The 26270-nt window shown below is 63.3% G+C and carries 24 protein-coding genes; 16 read left to right on the top strand and 8 right to left on the bottom strand.

All coding sequences use genetic code 11. The annotated features are described in order from the left end of the window. The first annotated feature begins 13 nt into the window (after window positions 1-13). From rnr to K8374_RS21205, 8 genes are all read left to right on the top strand, one after another. Window positions 14-2587 carry a ribonuclease R gene (gene rnr, locus K8374_RS21240; RefSeq protein WP_224457082.1) on the top strand — a complete coding sequence of 858 codons (2574 nt, stop codon included), beginning with the start codon at window positions 14-16 and terminating at the stop codon, window positions 2585-2587. Continuing rightward, a complete protein-coding gene (gene rlmB, locus K8374_RS21235; protein WP_084854201.1) occupies window positions 2584-3330 on the top strand; it encodes a 23S rRNA (guanosine(2251)-2'-O)-methyltransferase RlmB in 747 nt (248 codons plus the stop codon). The genes rnr and rlmB overlap by 4 nt, the downstream gene beginning before the upstream one ends. 288 nt (window positions 3331-3618) lie before the next feature. Then, window positions 3619-4044 carry a 30S ribosomal protein S6 gene (gene rpsF / locus K8374_RS21230; protein WP_084854204.1) on the top strand — a complete coding sequence of 142 codons (426 nt, stop codon included), beginning with the start codon at window positions 3619-3621 and terminating at the stop codon, window positions 4042-4044. Between the two features lie 29 nt (window positions 4045-4073). After that, window positions 4074-4304, top strand: a complete 231-nt coding sequence (gene rpsR, locus K8374_RS21225; RefSeq protein WP_009403887.1) for a 30S ribosomal protein S18 — start codon at window positions 4074-4076, stop codon at window positions 4302-4304. A gap of 33 nt (window positions 4305-4337) precedes the next feature. Beyond that, window positions 4338-5231: a hypothetical protein gene (locus K8374_RS21220; RefSeq protein WP_084854206.1), complete on the top strand. Its 894-nt coding sequence runs from the start codon at window positions 4338-4340 to the stop codon at window positions 5229-5231. Between the two features lie 20 nt (window positions 5232-5251). Then, complete coding sequence (gene rplI, locus K8374_RS21215) at window positions 5252-5698, top strand: 50S ribosomal protein L9 (RefSeq protein ID WP_084854208.1); 447 nt, start codon at window positions 5252-5254, stop codon at window positions 5696-5698. Between the two features lie 113 nt (window positions 5699-5811). Beyond that, a complete protein-coding gene (gene dnaB, locus K8374_RS21210; RefSeq protein ID WP_084854211.1) occupies window positions 5812-7209 on the top strand; it encodes a replicative DNA helicase in 1398 nt (465 codons plus the stop codon). Window positions 7210-7357: 148 nt separating this feature from the next. Further along, on the top strand, window positions 7358-9658 hold the full coding sequence (locus K8374_RS21205; protein WP_224457081.1) for a YgiQ family radical SAM protein: 2301 nt from the start codon (window positions 7358-7360) through the stop codon (window positions 9656-9658). A gap of 129 nt (window positions 9659-9787) precedes the next feature. On the opposite strand, the gene K8374_RS21200 is transcribed toward K8374_RS21205, so the two are convergent. Beyond that, a complete protein-coding gene (locus tag K8374_RS21200; protein ID WP_224457080.1) occupies window positions 9788-10375 on the bottom strand; it encodes a TIGR00730 family Rossman fold protein in 588 nt (195 codons plus the stop codon). Between the two features lie 348 nt (window positions 10376-10723). Here K8374_RS21200 and azu point away from each other — a divergent pair, with 348 nt between their 5' ends. Next, window positions 10724-11173, top strand: coding sequence for an azurin (azu, locus tag K8374_RS21195; protein ID WP_224457079.1), 450 nt, complete (start codon window positions 10724-10726; stop codon window positions 11171-11173). 99 nt (window positions 11174-11272) lie between these two features. Here azu and nadE read toward each other — a convergent pair whose 3' ends face one another. After that, window positions 11273-12100 carry an ammonia-dependent NAD(+) synthetase gene (nadE, locus tag K8374_RS21190; protein ID WP_224457078.1) on the bottom strand — a complete coding sequence of 276 codons (828 nt, stop codon included), beginning with the start codon at window positions 12098-12100 and terminating at the stop codon, window positions 11273-11275. 3 nt (window positions 12101-12103) lie between these two features. Further along, on the bottom strand, window positions 12104-13309 hold the full coding sequence (pncB, locus tag K8374_RS21185) for a nicotinate phosphoribosyltransferase (protein WP_224457077.1): 1206 nt from the start codon (window positions 13307-13309) through the stop codon (window positions 12104-12106). A 541-nt stretch (window positions 13310-13850) separates the two neighbouring features. On the opposite strand from pncB, the gene K8374_RS21180 reads away from it, so the two are divergent. From K8374_RS21180 to K8374_RS21155, 6 genes are all read left to right on the top strand, one after another. Beyond that, window positions 13851-14987: a branched-chain amino acid ABC transporter substrate-binding protein gene (locus K8374_RS21180; RefSeq protein WP_084854231.1), complete on the top strand. Its 1137-nt coding sequence runs from the start codon at window positions 13851-13853 to the stop codon at window positions 14985-14987. Window positions 14988-15147: 160 nt separating this feature from the next. Continuing rightward, window positions 15148-16062: an ABC transporter permease subunit gene (locus K8374_RS21175; protein WP_084854233.1), complete on the top strand. Its 915-nt coding sequence runs from the start codon at window positions 15148-15150 to the stop codon at window positions 16060-16062. A gap of 2 nt (window positions 16063-16064) precedes the next feature. Continuing rightward, window positions 16065-17369, top strand: coding sequence for a high-affinity branched-chain amino acid ABC transporter permease LivM (livM, locus tag K8374_RS21170; protein WP_224457076.1), 1305 nt, complete (start codon window positions 16065-16067; stop codon window positions 17367-17369). Beyond that, the gene (locus tag K8374_RS21165) at window positions 17366-18241 is read left to right on the top strand and encodes an ATP-binding cassette domain-containing protein (RefSeq protein WP_084854238.1); all 876 of its coding nucleotides are present in this window, start codon (window positions 17366-17368) and stop codon (window positions 18239-18241) included. Before livM ends, K8374_RS21165 begins: the two co-directional genes overlap by 4 nt. Beyond that, entirely contained in the window at window positions 18238-18954 is a 717-nt protein-coding gene (locus K8374_RS21160) for an ABC transporter ATP-binding protein (RefSeq protein WP_224457075.1), read from the top strand. The genes K8374_RS21165 and K8374_RS21160 overlap by 4 nt, the downstream gene beginning before the upstream one ends. 692 nt (window positions 18955-19646) lie before the next feature. Next, window positions 19647-20414, top strand: a complete 768-nt coding sequence (locus K8374_RS21155) for an SDR family oxidoreductase (protein WP_224457074.1) — start codon at window positions 19647-19649, stop codon at window positions 20412-20414. 20 nt (window positions 20415-20434) lie between these two features. On the opposite strand, the gene K8374_RS21150 is transcribed toward K8374_RS21155, so the two are convergent. The 3 genes from K8374_RS21150 to K8374_RS21140 all read right to left on the bottom strand — a co-directional run bounded on the left by K8374_RS21150 (window position 20435) and on the right by K8374_RS21140 (window position 22851). Next, the gene (locus K8374_RS21150; RefSeq protein ID WP_224457073.1) at window positions 20435-21532 is read right to left on the bottom strand and encodes an AGE family epimerase/isomerase; all 1098 of its coding nucleotides are present in this window, start codon (window positions 21530-21532) and stop codon (window positions 20435-20437) included. Window positions 21533-21641: 109 nt separating this feature from the next. Continuing rightward, window positions 21642-22274: a TetR family transcriptional regulator gene (locus K8374_RS21145; RefSeq protein WP_224457072.1), complete on the bottom strand. Its 633-nt coding sequence runs from the start codon at window positions 22272-22274 to the stop codon at window positions 21642-21644. A 121-nt stretch (window positions 22275-22395) separates the two neighbouring features. Next, window positions 22396-22851 (bottom strand): phage infection protein, encoded by a 456-nt coding sequence (locus K8374_RS21140; protein ID WP_224457071.1) that lies wholly within the window; start codon window positions 22849-22851, stop codon window positions 22396-22398. 328 nt (window positions 22852-23179) lie between these two features. Between K8374_RS21140 and K8374_RS21135 the strand changes: the two genes are divergently transcribed. After that, window positions 23180-25243, top strand: a complete 2064-nt coding sequence (locus K8374_RS21135) for an AsmA family protein (RefSeq protein WP_224457070.1) — start codon at window positions 23180-23182, stop codon at window positions 25241-25243. A gap of 106 nt (window positions 25244-25349) precedes the next feature. On the opposite strand, the gene K8374_RS21130 is transcribed toward K8374_RS21135, so the two are convergent. Next, window positions 25350-25880, bottom strand: a complete 531-nt coding sequence (locus tag K8374_RS21130; protein WP_224457069.1) for a bacterioferritin — start codon at window positions 25878-25880, stop codon at window positions 25350-25352. A 47-nt stretch (window positions 25881-25927) separates the two neighbouring features. Then, on the bottom strand, window positions 25928-26269 hold the full coding sequence (gene osmE, locus K8374_RS21125; RefSeq protein WP_084854257.1) for an osmotically-inducible lipoprotein OsmE: 342 nt from the start codon (window positions 26267-26269) through the stop codon (window positions 25928-25930). Window position 26270: the final 1 nt, after the last annotated feature.

Below are 26270 nucleotides of genomic sequence, written 5' to 3'. Positions count from 1 at the left end.
TGAACCCCTTCTGATGGCCGATTGGCAATCCCTCGATCCCGAGGCCGCTCGCGAAGCGGAAAAATACGAGAATCCCATCCCTAGCCGTGAGCTGATCCTGCAGCGCCTCGCCGACCGTGGCGAACCCGCCGCCCGCGAAGAGCTGGCCGCAGAGTTCGGCCTGCACGACGAAGACCAGATCGAAGCCCTGCGCCGCCGCCTGCGTGCCATGGAGCGTGACGGCCAGCTGATCTACACCCGGCGCGGCACCTATGCCCCGGTGGACAAGCTGGACCTGATTTGCGGCCGTGTCTCCGGCCACCGCGACGGCTTCGGCTTCCTTATTCCCGACGATGGCAGCGAGGACCTGTTCCTCAGCCCTGCGCAGATGCGCCTGGTGTTCGACGGCGACCGGGGCCTTGCCCGCGTCTCGGGTGTCGACCGCCGTGGCCGCCGCGAGGGCGTGCTGGTGGAAATCATCTCCCGCGCCCACGAGAGCGTGGTCGGCCGCTACTTCGAGGAAGGCGGCATTGGTTACGTGACCCCCGACAACCCGAAGATCCAGCAGGAAGTGCTGGTGACCGCCGGGCGCAACGGCGGGGCTAAAATCGGCCAGTTCGTCGAGATCAAGATCACCCACTGGCCGACGCCGCGTTTCCAGCCTCAGGGCGACGTGGTCGAGGTCATCGGCAACTACATGGCGCCGGGCATGGAGATCGATGTCGCCTTGCGCAGCTACGACATCCCGCATGTCTGGCCCAAAGAGGTGATCAAGGAAGCCCGCAGGTTCCGCTCCGAAGTCGAGGAAAAGGACAAGGAGAAACGTGTCGACCTGCGCCACTTGCCGTTCGTCACCATCGACGGCGAGGACGCCCGCGACTTCGACGATGCGGTCTATTGCGAGCCGCTGGGCAAGCTGCGCTTGTTCTCCGGCGGCTGGCGCCTGTATGTGGCGATCGCCGATGTCTCCAGTTACGTGCGCCTGGGCTCGGCCCTGGACGTCGAGGCCCAGCAGCGCGGCAACTCGGTGTACTTCCCCGAGCGCGTCGTGCCCATGCTGCCCGAGGAGCTGTCCAACGGCCTGTGCTCGCTGAACCCGCATGTCGATCGCCTGGCCATGGTCTGTGAAATGACCATCAACAAAGCCGGCCAGATGGTCGACTACCAGTTCTACGAAGGCGTCATCCACTCCCATGCGCGCCTGACCTACAACAAGGTCAGCAGCATGCTCGAGCATGCCCGCACCCGCGAAGGCAAGGCCCTGCGCGAGGAGTACAGCGCCGTCCTGCCGGACCTCAAGCACCTCTATGCGCTGTACAAGGCGCTGGTGGCCGCGCGCCATACCCGTGGCGCCATCGACTTCGAAACCCAGGAAACCCGCATCATCTTCGGCGAAGACCGCAAGATCGATGAGATCCGCCCGACCGTGCGCAACGACGCCCACAAGCTGATCGAGGAATGCATGCTGGCGGCCAACGTGGCCACCGCCGAGTTCCTGCAGAAGCATGGCGTTCCAGCCCTGTACCGCGTGCACGACGGCCCGCCGCCGGAGCGCCTGGAAAAACTGCGCGCCTTCCTGGGCGAGCTCGGTCTGTCGCTGCACAAGGGCAAGGAGCCTTCGCCGAAGGACTACCAGGCCCTGCTGGCGAGCATCGCCGAGCGACCGGACTTCCACCTGATCCAGACCGTCATGCTGCGCTCGCTGAGCCAGGCGGTGTACAGCGTCGAGAACAACGGCCACTTCGGCCTGAACTACGAGGCCTACACCCACTTCACCTCGCCGATCCGCCGCTACCCGGACCTGCTGGTCCACCGCGCCATCCGCAGCGTCATCCGCTCGAAGGTCGATACCCCGCACGTCAAGCGGGCCGGCGCCATGAGCATCCCGAAGGCGCGGATCTACCCGTACGACGAGAACGCCCTCGAGCAGATGGGCGAGCAGTGCTCGATGACCGAGCGGCGCGCCGACGAGGCCACCCGCGACGTGGTCAACTGGCTCAAGTGCGAATATATGCGTGACCGCGTTGGCGAGACCTTCCCGGGTGTGATCACTGCCGTGACCGGTTTTGGCCTGTTCGTCGAGCTGACCGACATCTATGTCGAAGGCCTGGTGCATGTCAGCGCCCTGCCAGGCGACTATTACCACTTCGACCCGGTGCATCACCGCCTGTCCGGCGAGCGCAGCGGGCGCAGCTTCCGCCTGGGCGATACGGTCGAGGTCAAGGTCATGCGCGTCGACCTGGAGCAGCGCAAGATCGACTTCGAGATGTCCGAGCAGGCCGTCGCCGCCCCGGTCGGCCGCAAACCGCGCGGTGCGGCCCCGCAGGCCGCTGCCACCGCGGCCGAGCCAGCACCGGAGCCGAAGATTTCGCCCAAGCCGCGTAGCCGCAAGAGCGAGGCGTCCGAGGCGTACTTCCCCAAGGATGCCGTGCAGCGCAACGCCGAGGTGCGCAAGAGCCGCGAAATGAAGAAGGCGCTGATGAGCGAGGCTCGCCACAGCCACGCCAGCGGCAAGTCGGAGAAGGGCGCCAAGGCGTCCGGCAAGCCGACCAAGCACCGCAAGGGGCCGTCTAAGTCCGGCGCGCCACGTAAAGGCAAGAAGTCATGAGCCAGCTGGAAAAAATCTACGGCGTACACGCCGTGCAAGGGCTGCTGCAGCACCACCCCAAGCGGGTCAAGCAGATCTGGCTGTCGGAAGGGCGCAGCGAGCCGCGTATCCAGGCCCTGCTCGCGCTGGCCGCGGAAAACCGCGTGCCGGTCGGCCAGGCCGAGCGCCGTGAGCTGGACGCCTGGGTCGAGGGTGTACACCAGGGTGTGGTCGCTGAGGTCAGCCCCAGCCAGGTCTGGGGCGAGGCCATGCTCGACGAGATGCTCGAGCGTGCCGAGCAGCCGCCACTGATCCTGGTGCTCGATGGCGTGACCGACCCGCACAACCTCGGCGCCTGCCTGCGAACCGCAGATGCTGCCGGCGCCACCGCAGTGGTCATTCCCAAGGACAAGTCGGCCACCCTGACCGCCGTGGTGCGCAAGGTCGCCTGCGGTGCCGCCGAGGTGATCCCGCTGGTGGCCGTGACCAACCTGGCCCGCACCCTGGAAAAACTCCAGCAGCGCGGCCTGTGGATCGTCGGTACTGCCGGCGAGGCCGAGCAGGAGCTGTACCAGCAGGACCTGACCGGGCCGATCGCCATTGTCATGGGGGCCGAAGGCAAGGGCATGCGTCGCCTGACCCGCGAGCACTGCGACTTCCTGGTCAAGCTGCCGATGGCCGGTAGCGTGAGCAGCCTGAACGTGTCGGTGGCCACCGGCGTGTGCCTGTTCGAGGCCGTACGCCAGCGCCAGGGCAAGCGCTGAGCCACAGGTAGCGCCGGTCTTTTCGCGGGTAAACCCGCTCCCACAGGGTTTGCCAAGACCTCTGTGGGGGCGGGTTTATCCGCGAATGCGATCTGGCAGGCCAATATGTTTCAGGCTGTTCAAATATTCGCCAATCGCCTTGCTTGTCCGCCCCGCCTTCTCTACAATTGCGCCCCTTGCCAAGCAGGCAGGCGCGCATGTGCCTTCTTTTCAAGGCAAGACATACAGTGTCATTCACTCCTTGTCTGACCAGGGTGCTGGCAGACTACTAACCCGTAAGGAGCATTCATGCGTCATTACGAAATCATCTTCCTGGTTCACCCGGACCAGAGCGAGCAAGTCGGCGGCATGGTTGAGCGTTACACCAAGCTGATCGAAGAAGACGGCGGCAAGATCCACCGCCTGGAAGACTGGGGCCGTCGTCAGCTGGCCTACGCCATCAACAACGTTCACAAGGCTCACTACGTGATGCTGAACGTTGAGTGCACCGGCAAGGCCCTGGCCGAGCTGGAAGACAACTTCCGCTACAACGATGCCGTGATCCGTAACCTGATCATCCGTCGCGACGAAGCCGTCACCGGTCCGTCCGAGATGCTGAAGGCCGAAGAGAACCGCAGCGAGCGCCGTGAGCGTCGTGAGCGTCCTGAAGCTGCTGATGGCGCCGAAGGCGACGACAGCAACGACAGCGACAACAGCGATAACGCTGACGAGTAATCCACGGACCTTTTTGAGGAGCCTATTACATGGCACGTTTCTTCCGTCGTCGTAAATTCTGCCGCTTCACTGCCGAAGACGTGAAAGAGATCGACTACAAAGATCTCAACACCCTGAAAGCTTACGTATCCGAAACCGGCAAAATCGTTCCAAGCCGTATCACCGGTACCAAAGCTCGTTATCAGCGTCAGCTGGCTACCGCTATCAAGCGCGCCCGCTTCCTGGCCCTGCTGCCCTACACCGACAGCCACGGCCGCTGAGACCGGGTCGTCGACAAGTAGCAAGGGATAAGCATGCGAGCGTTGGCTGATTTCATCATGCGCGGTCGTGTGCAGGCCTCCATCGTGGTGGCCGGTTGTGCGGCATTGCCGCTGTTGTTCTGGTTGAGTGCCGCCGCCGGGAGCCTGGTGTTCCTGCGGCGCGGTTTCAAGGACGCTTCCTCGGTCATCGTCTGGGGCATCTTGCCGGCGTTGGCCTGGTGGGTCTTCGGCGAGCCACGCACCTTGATGGTGCTGCTGGGGACGCTGGGGCTGGCTGCGCTGTTGCGCGCCGGGCATTCCTGGAACCGGGTGCTGTTGTCCAGCATCGCCCTGGGCCTGTTGTACGGTGTTGTGCTTGGTTCGGTGTTCCGCGAACCGATCGAAGCTCTGGCGCGAGCGCTTGAAAAAGCCCTGCCGCAGATGCTCGACGGCCTCTACCAGCAGTTATCGGTAGAGGAACAGGCACATCTTGGAAGCCTCATCGTACCGGTGCTCGGCGGCCTGATCGCGGCCCTGTTGCAAGTTGTCAGTGTGCTGGCCCTGATGTTGGGGCGCTACTGGCAAGCCGTGTTGTACAACCCGGGAGGTTTCGGCCGCGAGTTTCAAGCGGTGCGGATTCCCCTGGTGCCGATGCTGGTGCTGTTGGCCTGCATGCTGTTCGGCCCGAACCTCGGTTCCGGCCTGGCATTGCTGACGCCGCTGTGCAGCGTACCGCTCATGTTCGCGGGCATTGCCCTGCTGCACGGGTTGGTGGCCCAGAAACGCCTGGCCAGGTTCTGGCTGGTGGGGTTGTACGTGACGCTGGTGCTGTTCATGCAGCTGACCTATCCGTTGCTCGTGGTCCTGGCCATTGTCGATAGCCTGATTGATTTTCGCGGTCGCAAGTCCCCTCACCAGGGTGACGACTCCGCGAACGGTGAAGGTTAAAAGTTAAGAGGTTTTACCAAATGGAACTGATCCTGCTGGAAAAAGTCGCCAACCTGGGCAACCTGGGCGACAAAGTAAAAGTTAAAGGTGGTTACGGCCGTAACTTCCTGCTGCCTTTCGGCAAGGCTGTCGTTGCCAACGCCGCCAACCTGGCTGCGTTCGAAGAACGTCGCGCCGAGCTGGAAAAGGCCGCTGCCGACCGTAAAGCTTCGGCTGAAAGCCGTGCTGCCCAACTGGCCGAGCTGGAAGTGACCATCACTGCCACCGCCGGTGACGAAGGCAAGCTGTTCGGTTCGATCGGCACCCACGACATCGCTGACGCCCTGACCGCTTCCGGCGTTGAAGTGGCCAAGGCTGAAGTTCGTCTGCCGAACGGCACCATCCGCCAGGTTGGCGAATACGACGTAGCCGTGCACCTGCACAGCGACGTCGAAGCCACCGTACGCGTGGTCGTCGTAGCTGCCTAAGCTGCACTGACTGGCTAGCCCTTGATGGGCTCGCCGGTTAACATCGGGCACGGTCCTGTCTTTCACAGGCCGTGCCCTTTGTCTTTTTCATCCTCCAGAATTCTTTCGTGGCCATGAACGAGATCACCACCCCCGAACAGCTCGACCTGCAGACCGCTGCCCTGAAGGTGCCGCCGCATTCCATCGAGGCCGAACAGGCCGTGCTCGGTGGCCTGCTGCTGGACAACAACGCCTGGGAGCGGGTGCTGGACCAGGTGTCGGATGGCGATTTCTACCGGCATGACCACCGCCTGATCTTCCGTGCCGTGCACAAGCTCGCCGACGCCAACCAGCCGTTCGACGTGGTCACCCTGCATGAGCAGCTGGACAAGGAAGGGCTGTCGAGCCAGGTCGGTGGCCTGGCCTACCTGGCCGAGCTGGCCAAGAACACCCCGTCGGTGGCGAACATCAAGGCTTACGCCGCGATCATTCGCGAGCGTGCCACCTTGCGCCAACTGATCAGTATCAGTACCGATATCGCGGACAACGCCTTCAACCCGCAAGGGCGCAGTGCCGAAGAGATCCTCGACGATGCCGAGCGGCAGATCTTCCAGATCGCTGAAGCCCGTCCGAAAACCGGCGGGCCGGTAGGGGTCAACGAGCTGTTGACCATGGCGATCGACCGGATCGACACGCTGTTCAACTCCGACAGCGACATCACGGGCGTTTCCACCGGTTTCACCGACCTGGACGAGAAGACCAGTGGCCTGCAGCCCGCCGACCTGATCATCGTCGCGGGCCGCCCGTCGATGGGCAAGACCACCTTCGCCATGAACCTGGTGGAAAACGCCGTGCTGCGTACCGACAAGGCGGTGCTGGTGTTCTCCCTCGAGATGCCAGGTGAGTCGCTGGTCATGCGTATGCTGTCGTCCCTGGGCCGTATCGACCAGACCAAGGTGCGTTCCGGCCAACTGGACGACGACGACTGGCCGCGCCTGACCTCGGCAGTCAACCTGCTCAACGACCGCAAGCTGTTCATCGACGATACCGCCGGCATCAGCCCTTCGGAAATGCGCGCGCGTACCCGTCGCCTGGCGCGCGAGCATGGCGAGATCGCCCTGATCATGGTCGACTACCTGCAGTTGATGCAGATCCCGGGCTCTGCCGGTGACAACCGGACCAACGAGATTTCCGAGATCTCCCGCTCGCTCAAGGCCTTGGCCAAGGAGTTCAACTGCCCGGTCATCGCCCTGTCGCAGCTCAACCGTTCCCTCGAGCAGCGCCCGAACAAGCGTCCGGTGAACTCCGACCTGCGTGAATCCGGTGCGATCGAGCAGGACGCCGACGTGATCATGTTCGTCTACCGGGATGAGGTGTATCACCCCGAGACCGAGCACAAGGGCGTAGCGGAAATCATCATCGGTAAACAGCGTAACGGCCCCATCGGCTTCGTTCGCCTGGCATTCATCGGCAAGTACACCCGCTTCGAGAACCTCGCGCCGGGTATGTACAACTTCGACGACGACGAATGAATCCTGGTAGGGGAGCGGCACAAGGCCGCTCCTGAAGTCGCGCCATGCCTGGCTTTCGATGAATCCGACCTTTGTCGTCGGATTTGATCAAAATTTGTGCTATATTCCGCGCCCGCGATTTCCCTGCACACCCATACCGGTCATTGACATGCAAGCAGCCAAGCCACTCTACGACTATCCCAAGTACTGGGCCGAATGCTTCGGGCCAGCGCCTTTCCTGCCGATGAGCAGGGAGGAGATGGATCTGCTCGGCTGGGATTCCTGCGACATCATCATCGTGACCGGTGATGCGTACGTCGACCATCCGTCGTTCGGCATGGCCATCATCGGCCGTCTGCTGGAGGCCCAGGGCTTCCGCGTGGGCATCATCGCCCAGCCGAACTGGCAGTCGAAGGACGACTTCATGAAGCTCGGCGAACCGAACCTGTTCTTCGGTGTCGCGGCCGGCAACATGGACTCGATGATCAACCGCTATACCGCGGACAAGAAGATCCGTTCCGACGACGCCTACACGCCCGGAGGTATGGCCGGCAAGCGTCCGGATCGCGCCAGCCTGGTCTACAGCCAGCGCTGCAAGGAAGCCTACAAGCACGTGCCGATCGTGCTCGGCGGCATCGAGGCCTCCTTGCGCCGTATCGCGCACTACGACTACTGGCAGGACAAGGTCCGCCACTCGATCCTGATCGACGCCAGCGCCGACATTCTGCTGTTCGGCAACGCCGAGCGCGCGGTGGTTGAGGTGGCCCAGCGCCTGGCAGGCGGCGAGAAGATCGAGACCATCACCGATGTACGCGGTACCGCGTTCGTGCGCCGCGACACGCCCGAGGGCTGGTACGAGATCGACTCGACCCGCATCGACCGCCCGGGCCGTGTCGACAAGATCATCAACCCGTACGTGAATACCCAGGATACCCAGGCCTGCGCCATCGAGCAGGCCAAGGGCGAGGTCGAAGACCCGAACGAAGCCAAGGTGGTGCAGATCCTCGACAGCCCGCGCATGACCCGGGAAAAGTCGGTGATCCGCCTGCCGTCGTTCGAGAAAGTGCGTAACGACCCGGTGCTCTATGCCCACGCCAACCGGGTGCTGCACCTGGAGACCAACCCGGGCAATGCCCGTGCCCTGGTGCAGAAGCATGGCGAGGTGGATGTGTGGTTCAACCCGCCACCCATCCCGATGAGCACCGAAGAGATGGACTACGTGTTCGGCATGCCCTACGCGCGCGTGCCGCACCCGGCCTACGGCAAGGAACGTATCCCGGCCTACGAGATGATCCGTTTCTCGGTGAACATCATGCGTGGCTGCTTCGGCGGCTGCACCTTCTGCTCGATCACCGAGCACGAAGGGCGGATCATCCAGAACCGCTCGCATGAGTCGATCCTGCACGAGATCGAGGAGATGCGCGACAAGGTACCGGGCTTCACCGGCGTGGTTTCCGACCTGGGTGGCCCGACCGCCAACATGTACCGCATCGCCTGCAAGAGCCACGACATCGAGAAGCACTGCCGCAAGCCGTCGTGCGTGTTCCCGGGTATCTGCGAGAACCTCAACACCGACCACAGTTCGTTGATCGAGCTGTACCGCAAGGCCCGCGCTTTGCCGGGGGTGAAGAAGATCCTGATCGCCTCGGGCCTGCGCTACGACCTGGCGGTGGAATCGCCGGAATACGTCAAGGAGCTGGTGACCCACCATGTGGGTGGCTACCTGAAGATCGCCCCGGAGCACACCGAGCGTGGCCCGCTGGACAAAATGATGAAGCCGGGCATCGGCACCTATGACCGCTTCAAGCGCATGTTCGAGAAGTTCTCCAAGGAGGCGGGCAAGGAGCAGTACCTGATCCCGTACTTCATCGCCGCGCACCCCGGCACCACCGACGAGGACATGATGAACCTCGCCCTGTGGCTCAAGGGCAATGGCTTCCGCGCCGACCAGGTGCAGGCGTTCTACCCTTCGCCCATGGCCTCGGCCACGGCCATGTACCACTCGGGCAAGAACCCGCTGCGCAAGGTCACCTACAAGAGCGAAGGGGTGGAGATCGTCAAGAGCGAGGAGCAGCGCCGCCTGCACAAGGCATTCCTGCGCTACCACGACCCCAAGGGTTGGCCGATGCTGCGCGAGGCCCTGCAGCGCATGGGCCGTGCCGACCTGATCGGGCCGGGCAAGCACCAGCTGATCCCGCTGCACCAGCCGCAGACCGACAGTTACCAGAGTGCCCGGCGCAAGAACTCGACCCCGGCCGGCAGCCACAAGGTGGGCAAGGACCAGAAGATCCTCACCCAGCACACCGGCCTACCGCCGCGTGCCAGCGATGGCAGCAAACCGTGGGACAAGCGCGAGAAGGCCAAGGCCGAGGCGTTCGCCCGCAACCAGCAGGCGGCCAAGGAGCGCAAGGAAGCGGCCAAGGGCGGCAAGGGCAAGAGGAAGCCGCGTCAGCCGGTCATTCCGCGCTGACTGATCCCTTTTTAGGGCTGCTTTGCAGCCCATCGCGGCACAAGGCCGCTCCTACAGGAGAGCGCATACCCCTGTAGGAGCGGCCTTGTGCCGCGAAAGGACCGCAAAGCGGTCCCGAAGCTCCCAGCTTCAATCAGGCGTCTTATCGACCCACTTGGGCAGCACCGGCGCCACGAATTCACCCATCGCATCCAAAAGCTCATCGGGCTGCTTGCCCAGCAACAGCATCGCCCGGTGCTGGGGCCGCACGAAACCTTCCTCGACGATGTGGTCGAGGAACCCGCCAAGCTTCTCGTAGAACCCATTCACATCCAGCAAGCCCAGCGGCTTGGCGTGGTAGCCCAACTGGCCCCAGGTCCAGACTTCGAACAGCTCCTCGAGCGTCCCCAGGCCGCCGGGCAGGGCGATGAAGGCATCGCTCAGCTCGGCCATGCGCGCCTTGCGGGCATGCATGCCATCGACCACTTCCAGGCGTGGCAGGCCCTTGTGGCCGATTTCCGCGTCGATCAGGCTCTGCGGCATGACGCCGATGACGTCACCACCCGCGGCCATGGCCGCATCGGCGACCGCGCCCATCAGGCCGACCGCGCTGCCGCCGTACACCAGCGTCAGGCCGCGCTTGGCGATGGCCTGGCCGAGCGCCACGGCCGCTTCCCGATAGGCTGGGTTGGCGCCGGTGCTGGCGCCACAAAAGACACAAACGGAACGTACAGGCATTGCTTATCTCCAATCACATGCGCTGACAGGGTAAGGCGCATGCCCGCCGCTTCCAAGGCCGGATTCACTCCGGGCGGGAGAACTCGCACAGCGCGCCGGTGGCCCCGTGGGCATAGGCGGCGAGCAGGCTGTTCATGAAGGTCGAGAGAAACATTGTCATGGCTCCTGTAATGAGAGGTTGTCCCATCGTCCTTCAAGAGGGCATGATGTGCACTTAGATTGGTTGTATACAATCCATTGAACAAATCTACTGGCTGGCCCCTCGATCCTCCTTGACCCATATCAGCGAGGAGGAAACAGGTTTCAGGCAGTCTCGCAATTGATAAAACCCTGCCAAGGAGATTCACGATGTTTGCGAAAGCTGTAGCGGTATCCCTGCTGACCCTCGCCAGCGCCTCTGTCTTCGCAGCCGAGTGCTCGGTGACTGTCGAGTCCACCGACCAGATGTCCTACACCACCAAGGAATTCACCGTAGACAAGAGCTGCAAGGAATTCACCGTCAAGCTGACCCACAGCGGCAGCCTGCCGAAGAACGTCATGGGCCATAACCTGGTGATCAGCAAGACTGCCGACATGCAGGCCATCGCTACCGAAGGCATGTCCCAGGGCCTGGACAAGGATTACCTGAAGGCTGACAACGCCAACATCATCGCCCACACCAAGATGATCGGCGCGCCGGAGAAGGAAACCGAGGTGAAGTTCGACACGTCGAAGCTGGAAGCCGGCGGTGACTACAGCTTCTTCTGCACCTTCCCGGGCCACATCTCGATGATGAAGGGCAAGGTCATCGTCAAGTAAGAGGTTAGGGGAGGGCCTTGCCCTCCAATCGCGGGACAAGCCCGCTCCTACAGGGATCACTAATGACCTTGTGGGAGCGGGCTTGTCCCGCGATGCTTTTCAAGGCGCGAACGGCAGCTCGCGCTTGTGCTGGGTCTTGCGGTAGGTGGCGACGATGATGTCGAACGCTTCCTGGCGCACCGGCTGCCCATGCAGGAAGGCGTCGATTTCCTGGTAGGTCACGCCGTGGGAGGCTTCGTCCGGCTTGCCCGGCGCAAGGTCCTCCAGGTCCGCGGTCGGCACCTTTTCCACCAGCGCCTCGGGCGCGCCGAAACTGCGGGCGATATCGCGTACCTGGTTTTTCACCAGGCCGCTCAGCGGTGCCAGGTCGCAGGCGCCGTCGCCGAACTTGGTGAAAAAGCCCATGACCGCTTCAGCCGCATGATCGGTACCGATCACCAGCCCTGCGCGGGCGCCGGCGATGGCGTACTGGGCCACCATCCGCATACGTGCCTTGACGTTGCCCACCACGAAATCCACCAAGGTCGGCGAGCCGCCTTCCAGCGCCTTGGTTTCGTTCGCCAGGGCGCGCACCGCCGGGGCGATATCGACGGTATGGACTTCATCGGCCTTGATGACCTCCAGGCAGGCCTGAGCATCATGCTCGTCGTGCTGCACCTGGTACGGCAGGCGCACGGCGATGAAGCGGTAGCCATCGTCGCCGGTCTCGGCGCGCAGCTCGTTGATGGCGCGCTGGGCAAGCAGGGCAGCGGTCAGCGAGTCGACTCCGCCGCTGATGCCCAGGACCAGCGTCTTGAGCCGGGCATTGGCCAGGCACTGCTTGATGAAGGCCACGCGCCGGGTGACTTCGGCCTTGAGCGCAGCGGCATCGGCGAACGGCGGCTGCACCTTGAGTTGCTGTGCAATCTCTCGCTGGACGGCTTGCATGGGTTACTCCTTGCTGGGGACTTTGAATACGTGACGCAGGTAGGCGACGAAGTTCGCGTCTCGACACTGGGTCTTGGCGGCTTCGTCGGAGATCTTGGCCACCGGCGAGCCGTTGCAGTCGGTCATTTTAAGCACGATGCTCATGGGCGCCACCCCGGGGATGTCGCACGTCAGGTTGGTGCCGATGCCGAAACTCACATTGATGCGACCGCGCAGGGCGCGGAAGATTTCCAGCGAGCGGGTCAGGTTCAGCCCGTCGGAGAACACCAGGGTCTTGGTCATCGGGTCGATGCCCAGTTTCTGATAGTGGGCAATGGCCTTTTCCGCCCAGGCCACCGGTTCGCCCGAATCGTGGCGCAGGCCGTCGAAGAGCTTGGCGAAGTACAGGTCGAAATCGGTGAGGAAGGCATCCATGGTGATGCAGTCGGTCAGGGCGATGCCCAGCAGCCCACGGTATTCGCGTACCCAGCAATCCAGCGCGGCGATCTGGCTGTCGATCAGCCGTGGGCCGAGCTGCTGGTGGGCCATGATCCATTCGTGGGCCATGGTGCCCAGGGGTTTCACGTCCAATTTCCAGGCCAGGTCGACGTTGCTGGTGCCCACGAAGCGCGCCGGGAAGTCATCGCGCAGTACCCTCACCACTTCTTCCTGGACGCGGCTGGAGAAACGCCGGCGGGTGCCGAAATCGGCGACCTGCAGGGCGGCCAGTTCTTCATCGCTGGCATGGGCGCGCAGCCAATCGAACTTGCGGTAAAGCTGGTCGCGCGCCTCGGCCAGGCGCATGCGTGGGTGCAGGTGGCGGTTGCGTACCTCGCTGATGATCGCCAGCAGGGGCACTTCGAAGAGGATCACGTGCAGCCACGGGCCGCGCAGGCGCAGGTACAGCTGGTCATGCTCGATGCCGATGTGCACGTAGCGCAGGTTGAAGCGGAACAGGCGCAGGAAGCGCAGGAAGTCCGGCTTGAGGAAGCTGATGCGTTCGAGGAACTCCAGCTGGCCATCATCGAGGGTCAGGTCGCTGAGCCGTTCGATCTGGTTGCGGATCTCGCCCAGGTAGGGGCGCAGGTCCTCGCCGTTGCGGCAGCGGAATTCCCATTCCACGTCGGCATCCGGGTAGTTGTGCAGGACGGCCTGCATCATCGTCAGCTTGTAGAAGTCGGTGTCGAGCAGGTTGTGCACGATGCGCTCGGCAAATGCGCTCTCGCTCATTGAAAGGCTCCAGGTGGCGGCGTTCGCGTAACGAGGGCGAACGCGCGGAATGCGGGCCATTGTGCCAGCCTTTTGCTGGTTGTGGTGTCGGTGGGCTTGTGGGAGCGGGCTTGTCCCGCGCTTGGCCCTTCCTGCCGTCACGGTGACGGCAAGGGCTTCGCCCTTGATCGCGGGGCGAGCCCGCTCCCACAGGCTGGCGCAAGTCGACCTCTTGGCTAGCCTTGAAACGGTGCCGGCTGTAGCAGTCGCGCACTATCAGTGTGCAGTTCGGTGACGTTCGCGGTTACAGGTCGGTTGCACGTAAACACTTGCCGTGGTTGCGATGATGGCACTATGTGGTTGCGCCTTGTCTAGGGGAGAGGGTGGCGCCACGCCTGTGGCAGACGGTTGCACGCTCAATAAAGAAAAGGCCGCCGGTCGCCTCTGGCCTGCCGCATGGGTGCGTTTTGCGCAAAGACAAAACCTCTGGCACGCCGCTTGCTCTGAGCTTGATGCTGAAAGTTGTAGTGCCAACCAAAAAAACTCTAAGGAGCACCACCTCATGTCGCAGACGTTCTACAAGAAAGGTTTCCTGGCGCTCGCCGTCGCTTCGGCACTGGGTGTCTCTTCGTTTGTTCAAGCCGACGTCAAGATCGGCGTCGCGGGCCCGATGACCGGTGCCAACGCAGCGTTTGGCGAACAGTACATGAAAGGTGCACAGGCGGCGGCCGACAAGATCAATGCCGCTGGTGGGGTGAACGGCGAGAAGATCGTCCTGGTCAAGGGTGACGACGCATGCGAGCCGAAGCAGGCCGTGGCCGTGGCCAACCGCCTGGTCGACCAGGACAAGGTGATCGGCGTGGTGGGCCACTTCTGCTCCTCCAACACCATTCCCGCTTCCGAGGTCTACGACGAAGCGGGCGTGATCGCCATCACCCCAGGCTCCACCAACCCGCAGGTCACCGAGCGCGGCCTGACCGCCATGTTCCGCATGTGTGGCCGTGACGACCAGCAAGGCATCGTCGCCGGCGACTACATCGTCGACGTGCTCAAGGGCAAGAAAGTGGTGGTCCTGCACGATAAGGACACCTATGGCCAAGGCCTGGCCGACGCCACCAAGGCACAGCTGGAAAAGCGCGGCGTGAAGCCGGTGCTGTACGAAGGCCTGACCCGTGGCGAGAAGGACTTCAGTGCCGTGGTCACCAAGATTCGCGCCGCCGGTGCCGACGTCGTCTACTTCGGCGGCCTGCACCCCGAAGCCGGCCCGCTGGTACGCCAACTGCGCGAGCAAGGCCTGAAGGACGTCAAGTTCATGTCCGACGACGGCATCGTCACCGACGAACTGGTGGCTACCGCCGGCGGCGCCCAGTACGTCAATGGCGTGTACATGACCTTCGGCGCCGACCCGCGCCTGTTGCCCGACAGCAAGGCCGTGGTGGAGGAGTTCCGCAAGGCCGGCACCGAGCCTGAAGGCTACACCCTGTACGCCTACGCCTCCCTGCAGGCGCTGGCCGCCGCATTCAACGGCGCCAAGTCGAACAAGGGGGAAGACGCCGCCGAATGGCTCAAGGCCAACCCGGTCAAGACCGTCATGGGCGAGAAGAAGTGGGACAGCAAGGGCGACCTGACCGTTTCCGACTACGTGGTCTACCAGTGGGATGCCAACGGCAAGTACCACCAGCTGGAAAAACAAAAATAACAACAATGGCTGCTGGCCCGGGCGTGCACTGCCCCGGGCCGCTGCCCCGCGGTACCTGTCTTTATCCGTAGATCTGCACAGTTCTGCGCTGCGAGGGCCGCTTCATCCGTGGTCCGCCGTGGTCGGCGCTCGTGCAATCTCAATCAGGTGAGATTGCGTTATGGATGGTATTTTCCTGCAGCAACTGATCAATGGGCTGACCCTCGGGTCTGTCTATGGTCTGATCGCCATCGGCTACACAATGGTCTATGGCATCATCGGCATGATCAACTTCGCGCACGGCGAGGTGTATATGATCTCCGCGTACCTCGCGGCGATCAGTCTGGCATTGCTGGCCTATTTCGGTATCGAGTCGTTTCCCCTGCTGATGTTGGGAACCTTGTTGTTCACCATCGTCGTGACCGGCGTCTACGGCTTCACCATCGAGCGCATCGCCTACAAGCCCCTGCGTAACTCCACCCGCCTGGCACCTTTGATCAGCGCCATCGGCATTTCGCTGATCTTGCAGAACTACGCGCAGATCAGCCAGGGCGCCCGCCAGCAAGGCGTGCCAACCCTGCTCGAAGGTGCTGTACGCGTCGAAGTGGGCACCGGTTTCGTGCAATTGACTTACACCAAGATCTTCATCCTGGTGGCAGCCTTCATCGGCATGGCCCTGCTGACCTACGTCATCAAGTACACCAAGCTCGGCCGCATGTGCCGTGCCACCCAGCAAGACCGCAAGATGGCCTCGATCCTGGGGATCAACACCGACCGGGTGATCTCCTACGTGTTCGTCATCGGCGCGGTGATGGCCGCCCTGGCTGGCGTGTTGATCACCATGAACTACGGCACTTTCGACTTCTATGCCGGCTTCATCATCGGCATCAAGGCGTTCACCGCCGCGGTGCTCGGTGGGATCGGCTCGCTCCCCGGCGCCATGCTCGGCGGCATCATCCTGGGGATCTCCGAGTCGTTGTTCTCCGGCCTGATCAACTCCGACTACAAGGACGTGTTCAGTTTCTCGCTGCTGGTGATGATCCTGATCTTCCGTCCCCAAGGCCTGCTGGGTCGCCCGCTCGTGGCTAAGGTGTGAACATGTCTGCTGCCAATCCTGTTTCGCCCAATACTGTTTCTTCCGGTTTCGACATCAAGCGCAGCCTGCTGGAGACCATCGTCGCCGGCTTGCTCGCCCTGATCGTGTTCGGCCCCGTGGTCGGCGTGGTGCTCGATGGCTACAGCTTCAATGCCGAGCCTCGTCGTGTGGCCTGGCTGGTCGGGGGAGTGATGATCGGGCGCTTCATCCTCAGCCTGTTCCTCCAGTCCCCGACGGGGCAACGCATGCTCCAAGGCTTCGAAAGCGGCGGCTCGGGGGTACATGTGCTGGCGCCGGACTACAAGTCGCGGCTGCGCTACATCATCCCGGCGCTGATCGTCATCGCCATCGTCTTCCCGATCTTCGCCAACAAGTACCTGCTCACGGTGGTCATCCTCGGCCTGATCTACGTGCTGCTGGGCCTGGGGTTGAACATCGTGGTGGGCCTGGCCGGCCTGCTCGACCTGGGCTACGTGGCGTTCTACGCCATCGGCGCCTACGGCTTGGCCCTTGGCTACCAGTACCTGGGCCTGGGCTTCTGGAGCGTGTTGCCGCTGGCGGCGATCGCCGCGGCGCTGGCCGGGTGCATACTCGGGTTCCCGGTGCTGCGCATGCACGGCGACTACCTGGCGATCGTGACCCTGGGCTTCGGCGAGATCATCCGCCTGGTGTTGAACAACTGGCTGTCGTTCACCGGCGGCCCGAACGGCATGCCGGCACCGGCCCCGACCTTCCTGGGCCTTGAGTTCGGCCGCCGGGCCAAGGACGGCGGCGTGCCGATCCATGAATTCTTCGGCTTCGATTACAACGCCAACCTCAAGTTCGTGTTCATCTATGCGGTGCTGTTCATCGTCGTGCTGGCGGTGCTGTACATCAAGCACCGGCTGACCCGCATGCCGGTCGGCCGTGCCTGGGAAGCCTTGCGCGAAGACGAGATCGCCTGCCGCTCCATGGGCCTGAACCATGTGCTGGTCAAGCTCTCGGCCTTCACCATCGGCGCGTCCACCGCGGGCCTTGCCGGGGTGTTCTTCGCCACTTACCAGGGCTTCGTCAACCCATCCTCGTTCACCTTCTTCGAGTCGGCGCTGATCCTGGCCATCGTGGTGCTCGGTGGCATGGGCTCCACCGTGGGCGTGGTGATCGCAGCGTTCGTGCTGACCGTGGCACCGGAACTGCTGCGCAGCTTCTCGGAATACCGGGTGCTGCTGTTCGGCGTGCTGATGGTGTTGATGATGATCTGGCGACCTCGCGGATTGATCCGTATCAGCCGTGCCGGTGTAGTCCCGCGTAAAGGAGTGGCGCCATGAGCGACGATATCATTCTCTCGGTCGACAACCTGATGATGCAGTTCGGCGGCATCAAGGCGCTCAGCGATGTCAGCCTGAAGGTCCGGCGCAACCAGATCTTCGCCCTGATCGGCCCCAACGGGGCCGGCAAGACCACCGTGTTCAACTGCCTCACCGGCTTCTACAAGGCCAGTGGCGGGCGCATCGAGCTGAACGTGCGCGGCGGCAAGACCAACGTCATCCAGCTGCTGGGCGAGCGCTTCCAGCCAGGCGACTTCGTGTCGCCGGCGCGTTTTGCCAACCGTATGTACTACAAGATGTTCGGCGGTACCCACCTGGTCAACCGCGCCGGCCTGGCCCGCACGTTCCAGAACATCCGGTTGTTCAAGGAAATGTCGGTGGTGGAAAACCTGCTGGTGGCCCAGCACATGTGGGTCAACCGCAACCTGCTGGCGGGCGTGCTCAATACCAAGGCCTACCGCAAGGCCGAGAGCGACGCCCTGGACCATGCGTTCTACTGGCTGGAGGTGGTCGACCTGGTCGACTGCGCCAACCGCCTGGCGGGCGAGTTGTCCTACGGCCAGCAGCGGCGCCTGGAAATCGCCCGTGCCATGTGCACCCGGCCGAAGATCATCTGCCTGGACGAACCGGCCGCCGGCCTCAACCCCCAGGAAACCGAGGCGTTGAGCCGCATGATCCGGGTGTTGCGCGACGAGCACGACATCACCGTGGTGCTGATCGAACACGACATGGGCATGGTCATGAGCATTTCCGACCATATCGTGGTGCTCGACCATGGCAACGTGATCGCCGAAGGCGCCCCGCAGGACATCCGCAACAACCCGACGGTGATCGCCGCCTACCTGGGTGCCGACGAAGAGGAACTGGTATGAGTGCACCCATTCTCGAGCTCAAGGACCTGGACGTGTTCTACGGGCCGATCCAGGCGCTGAAGAAAGTCAGCATGCACATCAACGAAGGCGAGACGGTGAGCCTGATCGGAGCCAACGGCGCCGGCAAGTCGACCCTGCTGATGTCGATCTTCGGCCAGCCACGGGCGGCGTCGGGGCATATCGTGTACCGCGGTACCGATATCACCCGCAAGTCGTCCCACTACATCGCCTCCAACGGCATCGCCCAGTCGCCGGAAGGGCGCCGGGTATTCCCCGACATGACCGTCGAGGAAAACCTGATGATGGGAACCATCCCCATCGGCGACAAGCATGCCGATGCGGACATGCAACGCATGTACGAGCTGTTTCCACGGTTGAAGGAACGCCGTAACCAGCGGGCCATGACCATGTCCGGCGGCGAGCAGCAAATGCTCGCCATCGCCCGGGCGTTGATGAGCCGGCCCAAGCTGTTGCTGCTCGATGAGCCGTCGCTGGGGCTGGCGCCGATCGTGGTCAAGCAGATCTTCTCGACCTTGCGCGAACTGGCCCAGAGCGGGATGACCATCTTCCTGGTGGAGCAGAACGCCAACCATGCGTTGAAGCTTTCCGACCGGGCCTATGTGATGGTCAACGGGCAGATCCGCATGAGCGGGACAGGGCAGGAGCTGCTGGCCAACGAGGAAGTGCGCAACGCCTACCTGGGCGGGCATTGACGCTGTTCAAGGGGCCGCTTTTGCGGCCCATCGCGGCACAAGGCCGCTCCTACAGGGTGGGTATGAGTAGCCTTGTGCCGCGATCGAGTGCGCAGCGGCCGCCTGTCATGCTTTGCTGCGTTAGGTGCCAATGTGGACAACTTGTCGCATACCTCCCGCAAAGCCCTGCAGGACTGCTTCGCAAATCGTTGTTTCCACAGGCTTCGCTTTGTCCACGGATCGTGTGGAACCGGCTGTGGAAAACATGGTGGCATGTGGCGCAAAGCCTTTGAAATAAAGGCTTGCAGCGCTCTGTACGTTTTTTGATCAAAAGCTTTCCGTGAGCGTTTTCCCTTTGCTTTCAAGCACCTGGGGCGGCGTGCGGCTGCCTTGGAAAAGTTGTGGATAACTCTGTGTAAAAGCCTTGGACAGACCGCTGCAGACAGCGTCGCTGAAAGCCTTGGGCCATCACGGCAAGGCCCTTTAGGGAACCTGCCTGGGGAAAAGCATTCCGCAGAATGAACAAGTTGCCCCCAATCCGTGGGGAAAGCCTTGTGGATAACATGAGCATAGGCGTACCCGAGGCCTTTGCCACAAGGGTTTCAGGTATCTGGCTATTTCTTGATCAGCAGGTGGATCGGCTTGCTGGTAACCGCGCCGGCGGGCATGCTGCAAGTCTGCCTATCCACTTATCCACCTGAAAGGAGATCAGCATGACGTCCACCGTATTCATTACCGGCGCCACTTCCGGGTTCGGTGAAGCCACTGCCCGACGTTTCGCCAAGGCCGGTTGGAAGCTCGTGCTCACCGGTCGGCGCAAGGAGCGCCTGGATGCCCTGTGCGCCGAGCTGTCGGGCCAGACCGAAGTCCATGGCCTGGTGCTCGATGTGCGTGACCGCAAGGCCATGGAACAGGCGATTGCCAACCTGCCGCCGGCGTTCGACAAGCTCCAGGGCCTGGTCAACAACGCAGGTCTGGCCCTGGGCGCTTCGCCAGCGCAGGACTGCGACCTGGACGACTGGGAAACCATGGTCGACACCAACATCAAGGGGCTGATGTACACCACCCGGCTGCTGCTGCCTCGCCTGATCGCCCATGGCCGTGGCGCGAGCATCCTCAACGTGGGCTCGGTGGCGGGTAACTATCCCTACCCGGGCAGCCATGTGTATGGCGGCACCAAGGCCTTCGTCGGGCAGTTTTCCCTGAGCCTGCGCTGCGACCTGCGTGGTACGGGCGTGCGCGTCAGCAATATCGAGCCGGGGCTGTGCGAAAGCGAGTTCTCGCTGGTGCGCTTCGGCGGGGACCAGGCGCGCTACGATGCCACCTACGCAGGCGCTGAGCCGATCCAGCCGCAGGACATCGCCGAAACCATCTTCTGGATTCTCAACCAGCCGGCGCACATCAATATCAACAGCCTTGAATTGATGCCGGTGAGCCAGGACTGGGCAGGGTTCTCGATCGATCGCTCGGCCAAAGGGTAGGTTGGCACCAGACATGCCTTTCAGGCCAGGCGCTGCAAGCCTTCCAGGCAGGTCGCCAGGTGGTAGGGCGTGGTCGAGGGCATGTCATGCCGGCTCACCGCGCCGTTGCCGTCGCGGCATTCGTGCCAGCCACCTGCATGCAGGAACCGCTTCTCCAGCGCTTGCAACTGGGCCTGTACCTTGCGCTCGTTCCCCGGCCGCAAGGCCAGTGCCCGCAGGTATTCGGCCTGGGCCCAGATGCGTTGGGTGGGGTCGATCACCTTGCCGTCCACATCCAGCATGGCCAGCACCGCCGACTCCTTGACCCCATGCCGCTCGGCATAGTCGAACGCCCGGGTGATGGAGGCGTGCAGCGCGCTTTCGCGCAACAGCGGCGAGGTGTCGAGCAGGTAGAACCATTCGAACTGGTGGCCCGGTTCGAACCAGTTGTCCACAGCCCCTCGGGGCTTTTCCAGCATCAGGCCGTGGGCCGGGTCGATGAAGTGGGCTTGCAGAGCCTCGCACAGGTTCAGCAGGGCCTGGCGGGTAGTGTCATCGCTGCGTACCGCCAGCGTTTGCAGGAAGGCCTCGGCCAGGTGCATCTGTGGGTTCTGCAACGGGCCGCTGCCCAGGTCCGACCAGTCTTCGTCCAGGCTGGCCTCATACAGCCCGTCATCCCGAGCGAAACGCTCGGCGACGATATCCAGGGCGGCATTGAGCGCGGACTCCACCAGACCCTCGCGTACCTTGCCCCAGTAATGGGCGCACGCGAAGACGATGAAGGCATGGGTATAGAGGTCCTTGCGCCGGTCCAATGGCCGGCCTTCGGCATCGATGCTGTAGAACCAGCCGCCGTGTTCGGCATCGTGGAAGTGACGTTGCAGCGAGCGGAACAACGCCGCAGCCCGTTCGGCCGCGCCCGGTTGCTCGATCCGGCTGCTGAACAGGTACAGCTGACGGGCGCAGGCCATGGCTCGGTAGCGTTGGACCGGCATCGGCCGGTGCGTGTCGTCGAGCGCCTCGAAGGGCAGAGCCAATTCGGCGTTCCAGCCCGGGCCTTGCCACAACGGCACGATACGTTCGGCGAAATGCTGGTTGAAGCGGGCCAGTTCGGGGAAAGGGAGGCGGGGGTTGGGCATGAAGGCGCTCGTCGCTATCGGGCAGTGCGCCATGGTAGCAGAACGGGGTTGTGGGTTGCTTTCGCCTTCACGTTCACCAGTGGGGGCGGGCTGTCGACGGAGAATAGGATCAGCCCGGATTGCCGAGCCCTTGCCAATGCCGAGCGCCGACGAAGATGAAGCGCAGTTGCTGGGTGATCTTTTCCTGTGGCGTCAGGGTCTGGGGGTTATCGGGGTCCGGGCAGTCGATCAGCTCCGGCAAGGTGGCGAATACGGTCTTGACCACCAGGTCGGCCATGACCGCCAGGGCCGCGTTGTCCAGGTGCTGCCAGCGCGCCATACGGGCCAGGTCGGTGGCCAGGTCGTCGCTGATGTCCTGGCGCAGGCGGGCGATGGCCTGGCGCACGGCCTGGGAACCGCCGTACTGCTCGCGGGCCAGGAACAGGAACTGGGCGCGGTGCGCGGCGACCACGTCGAGGAAGATGCGCACCGAGGCGTCGGTGATGCCGCCGAGTTCGAATTCATTGTGCCGTACGAGGCGGATGGTCTGACGGAAGGTGGCATCGACTTCGGCGACCAGGGCCAGGCCCAACGCGTCCATGTCCGGGAAGTGGCGGTAGAAGCCCGTGGGCACGATGCCGGCGGCCCTGGCCACCTCGCGCAGGCTGATGCTGCCGAAACCCCGGCCGCTCTCCATGAGCTGGCAGGCGGCATCCAGCAGGGCCTGGCGGGTCTGTAGCTTTTGTTCGGCGCGCGGCAGCATGGGGCGGATTCTGTGACTGTACGGCTGGGCACTCTAGATAAAAAAACGAAGCCCGGTCAATGGACCGGGCTTGGAGGGGAACAGCCAGCGCAGGGAGGGTTGTTGTTCTTGGCCATGGCGATCAGCCCATGCGGCTGAGTTCGACCAGGCGATCGGAACCACCCTCGGCAACACGGTTGTTACGCTCGATCAGGCGATCGGAACCGCCTTCGGCGACGCGGTTGTTACGCTCGATCAGGCGATCGGAACCGCCTTCGGCGACGCGGTTGTTACGCTCGATCAGGCGATCGGAACCGCCTTCGGCGACGCGGTTGTTACGTTCGATCAGGCGATCGGAGCCGCCTTCGGCGACGCGGTTGTTACGTTCGATCAGGCGATCGGAGCCGCCTTCGGCGACGCGGTTGCTACGTTCGATCAGGCGATCGGCGCCACCTTCTGCCAGGGTATTCAGCGGTTGCGAAACAGTGGCGGCGCTGGAGCGCGACTCGGCATTCAGGTGTTGTTCCTCGGCCGGCAGGGCGAAGGCGTTGGCGGCAAGGGCAGACAGGGCAAGGCTCAGCAGCAGGTGGCGTTTCATGATCTCGGTGCTCCTCTGGGGGGCTGGAAAAGTGGGTACGAGGCCAATGCTACGCTTGGTAACTCCAGAGAGAAGTTCATACGGATAATGGTAACAATCGACGGCATTGATACAGCGGGCGAAGGCTCTGGCTCGATACTTTCCGGGCATCGAGGAAACGCGCAGGCCTGGTAGTGGACCGGTGACAGCCGACCAAAAGCTGAGAAAGGCGCCAGGAAAATCTCCGTTATCATCGCCATCGATAAAACCCAGCGGGTTTTCATCAGTCCGACATACTAGGTGCCGCCGTCGCACCCGCTTCGTGCCATGCAGTCAGGAGAATCACGCAATGACGCGTCCCGTCCGAATCCTCGTCTGGATCTTCACCAGCCTGTTGACCCTGCTGGCGATACTGGTGGTAGTGATCGCTACATTCGACTGGAACCGCGTCAAGCCGCTGCTCAACGAGAAGGTGTCCGAAGCCCTGCACCGGCCATTCGCGATCAACGGCAACCTCGCCGTGCAGTGGCGCCGCGAACCCGAGGAGGGTGGCTGGCGGGCCTGGGTGCCCTGGCCACACTTCATCGCCGAAGACCTTACCCTGGGCAACCCCGACTGGCTCGAGGAGCCCCGCATGGTCGGCCTGGAGCGCGTGGCCTTCCGTCTGGCGCCGGTGCCGCTGGTGTTCCAGCAGATCGTCATCCCGCGTATCGACCTCACCAAGCCGACCGCAAGCCTCACTCGGCTGGCCGACGGCCGTGCCAACTGGACCTTCGACTTCGGGCCCAAGGATGAAAATGCCGAGCCGTCCAAGTGGGTATTGGACATCGGCGCCATCGGCTTCGACCAAGGCAACGTGCGTTTTAACGACCAGACCCTCAAGACCCGCATGAACGTGCAGATCGACCCCTTGGGCAAGCCGATCCCCTTCAGCGAAATCGTCGGCAAGGCCAGTGCCGAGAAAGCCGGGGGTGCCCAGGACTACGCCTTCGGCCTGAAGGCGCAGGGTACCTACAAGGGCCAGGCCGTGTCCGGCACTGGCAAGATCGGCGGCCTGCTGGCCTTGCAGGATGCCCGCCAGCCATTCCCGCTGCAGGCCGATGCACGCATCGGCGATACCCGGGTGGCGCTCGCCGGCACCCTGACCGACCCGCGCAACCTCGGCGCGCTCGACCTGCGCCTGCGCTTGTCCGGCAGCAGCCTGGGCAATCTCTACCCGCTGACCGGCGTGACCCTGCCCGACACCCCGGCCTATGCCACCGATGGCCACCTGATCGCCAACCTGCACGAGCCCGAGGGGGCGCGATTCCGCTATGAAGGCTTCAACGGCAAGATCGGCGACAGCGACATCCATGGTGACCTGGCCTTCGTCGCCAGCAAGCCGCGGCCCAGGCTCTCCGGCACGCTGGTGTCCAACCAGCTGCTATTCAAGGACCTGGCACCGTTGATCGGCGCCGACTCCAACGCCGAGCAGAAGGCCCGCGGCGGGGCGAGCAAACAGCCAGCGGGCAAGGTGCTGCCGGTGGAGGCGTTTCGTACCGAGCGCTGGCGGGCCATGGATGCTGACGTCACCTTCAGCGGCAAGCGCATCGTTCACAGCGAGCAACTGCCGTTCAAGGACCTGTCCGCCCATGTGGTGCTGGAGGATGGCGTGCTGCGCCTGGAACCCCTGCGCTTTGGCGTGGCCGGCGGCAACCTGAATTCGAACATCCGCCTGGATGGCCGCAGCGTGCCGCTGCAGGGCAGGGCACGGTTGTCGGCCCGTGGCTTCAAGCTCAAGCAGTTGTTCCCGACCTTCGCACCGATGCAGACCAGCTTCGGCGAGCTCAATGGTGATGCTGACCTGAGTGGGCGCGGCAATTCGGTGGCGGCCTTGCTGGGCACCTCCAACGGTGACCTGAGCCTGTTGATCAATGATGGCGCCATCAGCCGCAGCCTGATGGAGATCGCCGGGCTCAACGTGGGCAACTATGTGCTGGGCAAGCTGTTCGGCGACGAGGAAGTGAAGATCAACTGCGCGGCGGCCGATGTCGGCATCAAGGATGGCTTGGCGACCACCCGATTGTTCGTCTTCGACACCGAGAACGCGATCATCTACGTCAACGGCACAGCGAATTTCGCCAGTGAGCAGCTGGACCTGAAGATCACGCCGGAGTCCAAGGGCGTGCGCCTGTTCTCGCTGCGTTCGCCCCTTTATGTGCGTGGCACCTTCGCCAACCCGCGCGCCGGGGTGCAAGCGGTACCGCTGGCGCTGCGTGGAGCGGGGATGGTGGCCTTGGGGGTGGCGATCGGGCCGGCGGCGGGGCTGCTGGCGCTGATCGCGCCCAGTGGGGATGTGCCCAACCAGTGCACGCCGTTGCTCGAGCGGATGAAGGCGGGCAAGGCGCCGGCTGCGGTGAAGGGCAGGAAATAGTGGAGGGGGCCGCTTTGCGGCCCTTTCGCGGCACAAGGCCGCTCCTACAGAAGCCGTGTAGGAGCGGCCTTGTGCCGCGAAAGGGGTGCAAAGCAGCCCCTGCGATCTACAGCCCTTTCAACAGGTCTGCCATGTCATCGGCATGCTCTTCTTCCTGGGCCAGTATTTCTTCGAAAATGCGCCGGGTGGTCGGATCTTTCTCGCCGATGTACTGGATGATCTCGCGATAGCTGTCGATGGCGATGCGCTCGGCCACCAAGTCCTCCAGCACCATCTCTTTCAGGGAATTGCCCGCCACGTACTGGGCGTGGGCATTGCGGCTCAGGTTGTCCGGGTTGAAGTCCGGTTCGCCGCCGAGCTGGACGATGCGCTCGGCCAGCTTGTCGGCATGCTCGGCTTCCTGCCCGGCATGTTCGAGAAACTCGTCTGCTGCCACGCTGGCCTTGATGCCGCTGGCCATGAAGTAGTGGCGCTTGTAGCGCAAGTTGCACACCAGCTCCGTGGCCAGCGCCTCGTTGAGCAGGCGCAGGATCGTGTCGCGGTCGGCACTGTAGCCTTCGGTCACGGCGCCTTGCTCGACATGGTGCCGTGCGCGCTCGCGCAGGGTTCGCACGTCGGTCAGTTCAGTCGTGTTCATGTTCATCTCCGAAAGGATCAGGTGGGTCACGGTCAATCAGGGAGGGCTCAGGCGCCAGGGACGGCCTCGCGGTCCTCTTCTCGTTGCTTGCAGGTCTTGAAGCCCTTGGCGTCGACATGGCCGGTGGCGTCGAAGCGCACGTAGTACGGCTGCTGGTGGCCGTCACGGTTGAGGATGTAGTCGTTGCAGGTGCCGCCGTTGGGCAGGTCGGTGGCGCTCGAAGGGCTGCCGCCGATGGCGATGACCTTCTGCATGGTCATGCCGTTCTCTACCTGCTTGACCAGCGGTTCGTCGCGGTAGGTCACGTAGTCCACCGGGTTCTCCGGGTGGCTGCCGCAGCCGGCCAGGGCCGCGCTGGTCAAAAGGATTGCCAGGGTCTGTTTGTACATG

The organism is Pseudomonas sp. p1(2021b) (genome assembly GCF_020151015.1).
GTDB lineage: Bacteria > Pseudomonadota > Gammaproteobacteria > Pseudomonadales > Pseudomonadaceae > Aquipseudomonas > Aquipseudomonas putida_K.
Note: the sequence above shows the minus strand (reverse complement) of the source record. Positions and strands in the feature narration are given on the sequence as shown.